This window comes from Vannielia sp. (genome assembly GCF_029212645.1).
GTDB lineage: Bacteria > Pseudomonadota > Alphaproteobacteria > Rhodobacterales > Rhodobacteraceae > Vannielia.
Window position 1 is genome coordinate 1 of record NZ_JARGND010000047.1, and the last position, 9041, is coordinate 9041.

Consider the following 9041-nt stretch of genomic DNA (forward strand, 5'->3'; position numbering starts at 1 on the left):
TGCAACGGCCCCGACGGCCCAAGCAACACCATCGGCCGGCTGGTCTACTTCGATTAGGTGGACTGCTCTGCCCCCTGAAATCTGGACCGTTTGAAGTCGAGGTTTTCGGCTCTTTTTCTTTGAAGTAAAGAGGAGCGGAATCGCATGAGAGCATTCATTGAGAAGAAGGGCGAGGAGCACACAGTTGTTCATGAGACTAGCCGACGCCCGTGAAAAGCTTGACGGCTGCTGGCGTAGACACTCCAACGAGGACCGACCCCACGTAGCGATCAGATACAACGCCCCGATCACCTTACTCTATCCCGACGGTGCCACCGGCCCGTTGTTGTGAAACAGCCAGAAAAGTCTAGCGTCCGGCGCGCGATAGTTGGGGAACGAAGCAACATCAAGGGCTCTCGTTATGAACGAGGTAGCAACGGTAAGCAGGTCACAACGTCTTCAAATCGGCCAGAGGCGCGCGGCAGTCGGGTTCAAACCGTCGGACCTGGAAGAAACGCCCGGTTCGCTTCGATTTGATTGAGTGCGCCGTCAAAATCCTAAACGATTGCCTTAAACATCAGTCGCCCCAAGGCAGATCATCGCTTCTTTGACCGCTTTGGCGGCAGCGCGAGGGTGCCGTTGCATCATGAAGTGCGGCCCATCTATCGTTTTAAAGAAGGCGGCCCCGCGCTTGAGTTCCTCGGCCCGTCGCGGCGGCACTAACCTGTCATGTGCTCCGGCGATGACGCCATGTGGTACGGGGAGGGCGGCCAACGCCTCCGTTTCGTCTGTATCAAGAATTTCGCGTAGGCGGTCGGCCAGCGTATCAACTGGAACCTGTTCCAGAGCCTTGGCAAAAAGCTCCATGATCTCGGGTTGCGGCTCAAGGCCAACACAGAAGGGAGCGATGATTTTCAATGCTAACGGCGATGTTACCGGCACACCGCGCAGCCCTTCGGCGAGCACCGCAGGCACGCCCATCGGCGCGCGCGCAAAGCTGGTGATGAAGATCACACCGCGCAGGCCGTCGGGCGCAGCGCTAGCCACCTTGATCGCCAGAGGGCCAGAAAAGGACTCCGCGAGCAGCATGAATGGTGCTTCGGGCAGCCGTTCTGCGACCCACGGCACGAGATCGTCGTAAGACACCACATCGGAGGGATAACGCAGCACATCTGCGGCGCAGTAGCGGCTCATCTCCTTTGCGAATGCGTCCAATAAGAGCCCGGTGCCATCAAGCCCCGGCATGACCACCAGCTTACACGTCAACGGAGCCAAAGGCCGCCTCCATAAGCGTGCGAGTGTACTCAGATTTCGGCGCGTCAAATATCTCTTCTACGCTCGCGGCCTCAACCACATCGCCCTGCTTCATCACCATCACCTTGTGCGACAGCGCCCGGACAACCCGCAAATCATGGCTGATAAACAGGTAAGCGAGCCCATATTTCCGCTGCAAATCGCGCAAAAGGTCTACGATTTGCACCTGCACGGTCATATCCAGCGCACTCGTCGGCTCATCCAGCACAACCAGCCGAGGTCGTAGGATCATCGCGCGGGCGATGGCGATCCGTTGCCTTTGACCGCCAGAAAACTCATGCGGATACCGATGCATCATCTGTGGATCGAGACCGACCTCGCGCAGCATCTCCTCCACCAGCTGGCGCTTGTCTTGGCCTTTCTGCACACCATGCACACCCAGGCCTTCAGCCACGATCTGCTCAATGGTCATGCGGGGTGACAGGCTACCAAACGGATCCTGAAAAACGATCTGCATATGGCGGCGCAACTCGCGCATCGCCTTGGTGCTCCAGCCCTTGATATCCTCGCCCATGTAGTAAACCGGCCCTTCGGAGCCGATCAGCCGCATGATTGCCAAGGCCAGCGTGGTTTTGCCGGAGCCGCTTTCGCCCACGATCCCAAGCGTTTCGCCCGCGCGCACGCTAAGGCTTGCCTCGTTTACCGCTTTCACATGGCCGACAGTGCGCTTGAACAGGCCGCGCTGGATCGGGAACCAAATGCGCAAGGCGTCGGTGCGCACGATCTCTTCGGCGCTCTCGCCGACGGGGTCCGGCTTGCCGACAGGCTCGGCGCTCAGCAGCCTTTTTGTGTAGGGGTGCTTTGGGTCGGCGAAAAGCGCGGTGGTTTCACCTTCTTCCACAATCTCGCCATCCTTCATCACGCAAACCCTGTCAGCGATGCGGCGGACAATGTTCAGATCGTGGGTGATGAACAGCATGCTCATCTGCCGTTTCGCCTTCAGCTCGGCCAAAAGGTCAAGAATTTGCGCCTGAATGGTCACGTCCAGTGCCGTGGTTGGCTCATCGGCGATCAAAAGGTCGGGGTTGTTTGCCAGCGCCATGGCAATCATCACCCTCTGGCGCTGCCCACCCGATAGCTGGTGTGGATACGCCCCGAGCCGTGTTTCGGGATCGCGAATGCCGACATCTTCCAGCAATGTGATGATCCGCTTGCGCGCTTCCTTTCCGGTGACGCCTTGGTGCAATTCAAGGCTCTCGGCCAGTTGCTTTTCCAGGATATGCAATGGGTTGAGGCTGGTCATCGGTTCCTGGAAAATGAAGGAAATGTCGTTTCCCCGCACCTCCTGCAGCTTCTTTTTGCTGGCGCCAACCATCTGCGCGCCTTCGTACCGGATTGAGCCTTCCACGCTTGCGCTCTCGCCCAGCAAGCTCACCGTCGACAGGGCGGTGACAGATTTGCCTGAGCCGCTTTCGCCTACAAGTGCCACCGTTTCACCTCGGCCAACGGTGAAGCTCACGCCACGCACGGCGCGTGTAACCTCGCCGTCCTGATTGAAGCTCACATTGAGGTCACTGACCTCCAGAACCCTGTCTGCACTCATGAGAACACCTTGCGCGGATCGAACGCATCGCGCACGCCCTCAAAGATAAAGACCAGTAGCGAGAGCATGATGGCGAAGGTAAAGAACGCGGTGAAGGCGAGCCATGGTGCGTGCAGGTTTTGCTTGGCTTGTAGCGTCAGTTCGCCAAGCGACGGCGCTGACGACGGCAAGCCATAGCCCAGAAAATCGAGCGCCGCGAGGCCGCTGACCGTGCCGGTGATGATGAAGGGCATCAATGTGAGTGTCGCCACCATCGCATTGGGCAGGATGTGGCGGAACATGATCACCCGGTCTGAAACCCCAAGCGCCTTGGCCGCGCGCACATATTCAAAGTTGCGCGCTCGCAAGAATTCTGCCCGCACAACACCCACCAGTGCTGGCCAGTTGAACAAGACGGTCAGCAAGACCAGCAGCCAGAAACTTCGCTGGAAAATCGCAAACATGATGATGATCACATAGAGGTTTGGGATGCCTCCCCATATCTCAAGCATCCGCTGCAAAAACAGGTCAACCCAGCCGCCGAAGTAGCCTTGGATCGCCCCCGCCGCGATGCCCACAAGGCTCGCCGTAGCCGTCACAACGAGGGTGAACAGAACGGAAAGCCGGAAGCCATAGATCACCCGCGCCAGCACATCGCGCGAGCCATCATCGGTGCCGAGCCAGTGGTTGCGATCCGGGGCAGAGGGTGCCGCGCCAACGATATCATCGTTTGGCGTGTTGTAGCCGTAGGGGATGGGGGGCCAGAGAAGCCAGCCTTGTGAAATTTCCTCGCCGTCCACCACGCCTGTTGCACTTTGTGCAATCACGCCTTCCGGATCATCAAAGCAGGCGTCAAGCCCGCCGGAACGGATGAGGCACTTCACCTCTATATCCCGATACGACGCTTCGGTGCGGAAATCTCCGCCAAAGGTTTCTTCGCTGTAGAAGTTGAAAATCGGCATGTAATATTCGCCGCGATATTGCACGAGCACTGGCTTTTCGTTGGCCAGAAACTCAGCAAAAAGCGTGGCCCCGAAGAGCAACAAGAACAGCCAAAGCGACCAAAAGGCACGGCGGTTTTTCTTGAAGTTGGTCCAGCGGCGGCGGCCCAGTGGCCCTAGCATAGCCATCAACCTGCCCTCCGCTCAAAGTCGATCCGCGGATCCACGAAGACATACATCAAATCACTCAGTAGGTTAACGATGAGGCCCACGAGGCCAAAGGCGAAGAGCGTGCCAAATACGATCGGGTAATCCCTGTCCACCGCCGCTTCAAACCCGAGCCTGCCCAACCCGTCGAGCGAGAATATCCACTCAATGATCAACGACGTGCCAAAGAACACGCCAAGAAACGCCGCCGGAAAACCGGCGATAACAATCAGCATCGCGTTACGGAACACATGGCCATAAAGCACTCGGCGCTCACTTAACCCCTTCGCCCGTGCGGTGATCACATACTGCTTCTTGATCTCATCAAGAAAGCTGTTCTTGGTGAGCAGCGTCAGCGAGGCAAATCCAGCGATAGACGAGGCGAGCACGGGCAGGAAGATGTGGTGCAGGTAGTCAACGATCTTGTCCCAAGTGCTGAATCCCTCCCAGCTTGGCGAGGTCAGCCCCCTGAGTGGAAAGAGTTTGTGACACGTCGGGTTCCAGGCGTCGGGCACAAACGGAACAGAAAAGCAGTTGCCGGTCGCGAACAACACCAAGAGCAAGATCGCAAACAGGAAACCGGGGATCGCATAGGCCACCACAATCGCGCCCGAGGTCCATGTATCAAAGCTCGATCCTTCCTTCACAGCCTTGCGAATGCCCAGCGGGATCGAGACGATGTAGGCAATCAATGTGGACCACAGGCCCAGCGTGATCGAAACCGGCAGCTTGTCGATCACGAGGTTCACCACCGTCTCACTCCGAAAATAGCTCTCGCCGAAATCGAAGGTAATGTAGTTACCCATCATGATGAAAAATCTTTGAGTGCGGGTAAAAAACTCTTTCTCGCACTCATCCGCGCGCAGATCTTTATAGGTCAGGTCCTCGCCGTTGCGCGGGGTGTATCCTTCTTCGCAAACCACTTTCGCATAGCCAAATTGCACATCAAGCTGGTCAATAAACTCCGGCGTCAGCCCTTGCAGGCTTGGATCGCCGATCTGCTCATCGGTTTGCCCCATGTTCTGGCCCGCGTCACCGCCGCCCGCCACATTGGTCGAGGCATCGGCCCCGGATTCCAGCCGCGCGGCCACCTGCTCCTTCGGCCCACCGGGGACGAATTCTGTCAGCACGAAATTCACCAGCATGATCCCGAACAGCGTTGGGATGATGAGGAGTAGCCTGCGGAGGATATAGGCGCCCATTATGGCCCTTATTCTTGTGTTTTAACTGCTCGTTTCTAGCTGCCCGGACCTATTGGAAGGCCCCCGCAGCTTTAAGCTCTTCGGCTCTTTCCGCGTTATACCACCAGAAATCCATGTTGCCGAGGGCGTAGGGCGGCATGTTTTCGGGGTGCTCATACATGTCGTAGTAGGCCACCGTATAGACCGTTTTGTTCCACTGCCCGATGCGGAATTTCAGCGCCCTCAACACCCGGTCCATCGCCGAAATCGCAACCGCCAGTTCTTCCTGGCTTTCGGCAGACTTGATGTGCTCGATCAGCGCATCGACTGCCGGATCAGCCAGGCCCATTTTGTTGAAGGTCGAGGTATTTGCCGTTTCCGAGCCAAAATATTGCTTCATGCCGTCGCCGGGGGTGAAGCCGGTGCTCAAAAACCCGGTGACAACGTCAAAATCATACTCCGGGGGGCGCTCCCGCACCGTGGCGCTGGCGTTGTCGACTCGCTGGTGCACGGCATCCACGCCGACTCTGCGGAGGTTTTCGACGAAGGGGTTGATGATTCGGTCGAAGGTTTGGCTATCATTCAGGAACTCAACCCGTAGCGTGACCCCATCCTTGCGCCGCACGCCATCGTCCCCGACGTCCCAGCCAGCTTCGTCGAGCAGCTTGTTTGCACGGCGCAGGTTGCGCCGATCCGTTGCGCTGTCGGCGCTTGAAACCGGGCGAGTGTAAGGCTCTTCGGTGAACACCTCATCGGGGATTTTCCCACGAAGGGGTTCCAGTAGCTCAAGTTCAGCTTCGCTCGGCAGTCCCGTCGCTTCCAGATCGGTATTGTCCCAAAAGCTGTCTACCCGGTCGTAAAGCCCGTAAAACAGCGTCTTGTTCGTCCATTCAAAGTTAAACAACAGGGATATTGCCTCACGCACTTTTGGATCCTGCAACTGCGGGCGGCGCAGGTTGAAGATAAAGCTCTGGCCGTTGCCAATTTCCTTGTTTGGCAGTTCAACCTTCTGCACCCAGCCGTTCTCCACGGCTGGAAAATCATAGGCCGTCGCCCAATCCTTCGAGCTGGCCTCTTGGCGGAACAGGTAGGCGCCGCCCTTGAAGGCTTCGGTGGCGACAGCATAGTCGCCAAAGTACTCAACCCGCAGGCTGTCAAAGTTGTTGCGCCCCACGTTGATCGGCAGGCTTTCTCCCCAGTAGTCCGGGTTTCGCGCAAGCACGACAGACCGGCCCATGATCGTGCGGTCCATGTCCATGACATAGGGGCCGGAGCCGATGAAGGGCACGTCTTGCATCTTTTCCAAGTCGAAGCCTTCGGCCTCGAACTGCGCCTTGTTCAGAATCGACAAGCCGCCGACCATTTGGATCAGGTCCCGCTTGGGCTTGTCCTCGGCGAAGGTGAACTTGATGCGCCGCGCATCAAGCACCTCGGCACCCGTCACGCTTTCCCCCAGAACTTTGCGGTATGATGGAAGCCCGTCCTCAAGGAAGGTCTCGTAGGAAAACTTCACATCTTCGGCTGTCAGCGCGGTTCCATCAGAAAACTCGACCCCCTCGCGCAGCGTGAAGATGACCCAGGATTTGTCCTCTGGGTATTCCAGGCTTTCCGCGAGCAAGCCATAATCTTCGCCAATCACGTCGGCTGGGGCGGTCAACAAGCTCTCATGCATCGCGCTGGCCAGCCCGGCAGACCGGCCTTCGATGGTGTAGGGGTTGAAATTGTCAAACCCGCCAAACCCCCAAACCGACATCTCACCGCCCTTGGGGGCGTTCGGGTTCACATAGTTCAGGTGCTGGAAATCAGGGCCGTAAGTCAGGTCATCGCCAACGAAGGTGGTAATCCCATGTCGGGTGATGGTGTCTTGTGCAAAGAGCGGCGCGGCGGCCATTGCAAGGCCCAAGGCAAGGCCAATGCCCCACAGCCACGCGCGCCCCTTCACAGGGCGCTCAGCAGCGCGGGCTTCGCTTTGGGTGGTCTGGCGGTGCGCGGCTCTATGCATAAAGGGCTCCCCATTTTGTTATGTCTGTTGGGCACGGCGGCTCAGCCACCATCCCCGACTTTTGGTTAATTTCAGCTAAAGGCCCGCCGCCCAAAGGTGCAAGTTGAAACCTCGTGAACAGAGCGCGAGCAGGTGAAATTGCGTGAAGTCCGGGGGCCATATGAAAAGGGCCGCGCTAGTTTCCCGGCACGGCCCATCAAATCTGTTGTCCTGCGGCTCAGTTCTGTTCCGCGAGATAGGCCACCACGTTGGCGCGGTCCTGAATTTTCCTCAGCCCCGCGAAGGACATCTTGGTGCCCGGTGCATAGCCCTTGGGATTGGCAAGGAACTCGTTCAGGTGCTCCGGCGTCCATTCGCCTTCAAGGCCAGCCAGCACATCGGAGTAACCAAAATCGCCAACTGCGGCAATCTCGCGGCCAACCACCCCATCAAGGTGCGGGCCAGTGCCGTTGGAGCCATCAAGCTTGTGGCAGGCCTTACACTTGCCAAAAACCCGCTCCCCCTTTCCGGCATCAGCCGTTGCCAGAACTTCGGCAAATGTCGGGCCGGTGTCTTCGGCCTCGCCTTCGCCACTTTCGGCGGCGGCAACTTCGATCACATAGCCTTTGGAGTGTTCGGCTTCCTCCTCGCCATGGCCAGCGCCATGTTGATCCATCGCATAAAGCGACTCGGAGCCCCAGTTGATTAGAAGGTAGATAAGCAAAGCGCCGCAGAGCCAGCCAAACGCCTTAACCATTGTCATTGTGTCGAACATGTCGCATCCCGTGCACGGTGTGGGTTTGGCGGGGTTCTACGCGCTTCCACCCGTCTCCTGCAAGTCGTATCACACGCGACCAAACGCCCTTGAGGCGAAAATTGATGCAATCGGGGGTATTTTTGACCATGACAGCGCGCATCGCATTTCAGGGAGAGGCTGGCGCTTACTCACATGAGGCCTGCCTCAACGCTCGCCCAGAGATGGAGGCGCTGCCCTGCGCCACCTTCGAAGATGTGATCGCTTCGGTGCGGTCCGGCGAAGCGACCGAAGCCATGCTTCCGGTAGAAAACACCACCTACGGCCGGGTTGCCGACATCCACCGCCTCTTGCCCGAGAGTGGGCTGCACATCCATGATGAAGCTTTCGTGCGGGTACATATCTCTCTGATGGCTCTTCCCGGTGTCACGTTGGAGGAGGTCAAATCGGTCCGTGCGCATCTGGTGTTGCTGCCACAATGCGCCAGTTTTCTTGAATCCCGTGGGATTAAGGGGGAAGCCGCCGCCGACAGCGCCGGTGCCGCCGCCGAACTTGCGGCGCAAGGGGATCGCACTGCCGGGGCGCTCGCCTCTGATCTTGCGGCCCAGATCTATGGCCTCGATATTCTCGCCCGCCACATTGAGGACCATGCCCACAACACCACGCGCTTCCTCATCATGTCACCGGAGGCCGATGAAAGCCGCCGCGCCGAGCGCATGATGACAACCTTTGTCTTTCGTGTGCGCAACATCCCAGCCGCGCTTTTCAAGGCTATGGGCGGGTTTGCCACCAATGGCGTGAACATGACCAAGCTCGAAAGCTACATGGTCGGAGGTTCCTTCACTGCGACGCAATTTTACGCTGACATTGAAGGCCATCCTGATGATGCCAACGTGCAACTGGCGATGGAAGAACTCGACCACTTCACAGAAGAAGTGAAAATTCTCGGAGTCTATCCTGCCGACCCGCGACGTTTCTGAGATCGGCGCTGTAGCGTCCGTCACCCGTGGTGTTGGGCGCGGCACGCCAGCCAGCCAAAGCGCCACCCGGCAAGCTGGCCACGGCTGGAACACGCGGCCACTCGCCATAAGTCACTTTGATACCATCCGTCAGGATTAGCCAAAGGTTGCCGGGGGAATCCGGACCGGCAAGCAACGTGGAT

Annotated in this window: 8 protein-coding genes; 2 read left to right on the plus strand and 6 right to left on the minus strand. The window is 58.2% G+C overall.

Going from position 1 to position 9041, the window contains the following annotated elements; genetic code table 11:
- The first annotated feature begins 157 nt into the window (after positions 1–157).
- Positions 158–331, plus strand: a complete 174-nt coding sequence (locus P1U55_RS15885; RefSeq protein WP_366943056.1) for an integrase core domain-containing protein — start codon at positions 158–160, stop codon at positions 329–331.
- A gap of 218 nt (positions 332–549) precedes the next feature.
- Here the strand turns inward: P1U55_RS15885 and P1U55_RS13230 are convergent, their stop codons facing one another.
- From P1U55_RS13230 to P1U55_RS13255, 6 genes are all read right to left on the minus strand, one after another.
- A complete protein-coding gene (locus P1U55_RS13230; RefSeq protein WP_301048094.1) occupies positions 550–1173 on the minus strand; it encodes a hypothetical protein in 624 nt (207 codons plus the stop codon).
- A gap of 61 nt (positions 1174–1234) precedes the next feature.
- Positions 1235–2836, minus strand: coding sequence for an ABC transporter ATP-binding protein (locus P1U55_RS13235; RefSeq protein ID WP_301048095.1), 1602 nt, complete (start codon positions 2834–2836; stop codon positions 1235–1237).
- Positions 2833–3945 carry an ABC transporter permease gene (locus P1U55_RS13240; RefSeq protein WP_301048096.1) on the minus strand — a complete coding sequence of 371 codons (1113 nt, stop codon included), beginning with the start codon at positions 3943–3945 and terminating at the stop codon, positions 2833–2835. Before P1U55_RS13240 ends, P1U55_RS13235 begins: the two co-directional genes overlap by 4 nt.
- A complete protein-coding gene (locus P1U55_RS13245; protein WP_301048097.1) occupies positions 3945–5165 on the minus strand; it encodes a microcin C ABC transporter permease YejB in 1221 nt (406 codons plus the stop codon). The genes P1U55_RS13240 and P1U55_RS13245 overlap by 1 nt, the downstream gene beginning before the upstream one ends.
- A 49-nt stretch (positions 5166–5214) precedes the next feature.
- The gene (locus tag P1U55_RS13250; protein WP_301048098.1) at positions 5215–7146 is read right to left on the minus strand and encodes an extracellular solute-binding protein; all 1932 of its coding nucleotides are present in this window, start codon (positions 7144–7146) and stop codon (positions 5215–5217) included.
- Between the two features lie 217 nt (positions 7147–7363).
- Positions 7364–7900: a cytochrome c family protein gene (locus P1U55_RS13255; protein WP_301048099.1), complete on the minus strand. Its 537-nt coding sequence runs from the start codon at positions 7898–7900 to the stop codon at positions 7364–7366.
- Between the two features lie 128 nt (positions 7901–8028).
- On the opposite strand from P1U55_RS13255, the gene P1U55_RS13260 reads away from it, so the two are divergent.
- Positions 8029–8859, plus strand: coding sequence for a prephenate dehydratase (locus tag P1U55_RS13260; RefSeq protein WP_301048100.1), 831 nt, complete (start codon positions 8029–8031; stop codon positions 8857–8859).
- Positions 8860–9041 lie beyond the last annotated feature (182 nt).